Consider the following 527-nt stretch of genomic DNA (forward strand, 5'->3'; position numbering starts at 1 on the left):
TCAATGAGAGATTTGTACTACTATCCTTTTCTTTGAGGATTGTTTCTAGACCTTTCTTATCATCACTTGCTTTTGCAAAGACCATATGCATCCCACCACTATTGGCTTTTCCACCAAAGAAGTTATTTGTGTCCCCACTCAAAGAAGTTCCACGGATGTTAAAGGTATTGAAGAGATTCCAAGCTGTGACATCATTTTTACTTCCAAAGGCATTGCTTTTAGCAGTATTGATATCTAATCCTGTATATAAAGGGCTAAGCTCTAAGGTTGCTCCTGTGTTGATGAGATTGAGGCTTAAAACATTCCCACCGCCACCATCGTGGACATTTAAAGTGATGGCACCATTATCAATTCCTGTTTTATCATCATAACCTTTGGAATCGGTTTCACTTCCTTTAGGCATACTTCTTAAAGAATGCAAGCCAATAGCTGTGATGGAAGAACCAGTTTTGCCATTGGTCACACCCATTCCAATATGGTTGGTTTGGAAATAAGAACTTTCAGAAGGATTGGTTGTATCAAAGCTT

General features: G+C 38.7%; 1 protein-coding gene. It reads right to left on the reverse strand.

Translation table 11 applies throughout. The features are described from left to right. Positions 1-527 (reverse strand): hypothetical protein (locus BKH41_RS09935; protein ID WP_180762818.1); only part of this gene is annotated, 527 nt, incomplete at both ends.

Source organism: Helicobacter sp. 12S02232-10 (assembly GCF_002272895.1).
Taxonomy (GTDB): domain Bacteria; phylum Campylobacterota; class Campylobacteria; order Campylobacterales; family Helicobacteraceae; genus Helicobacter_J.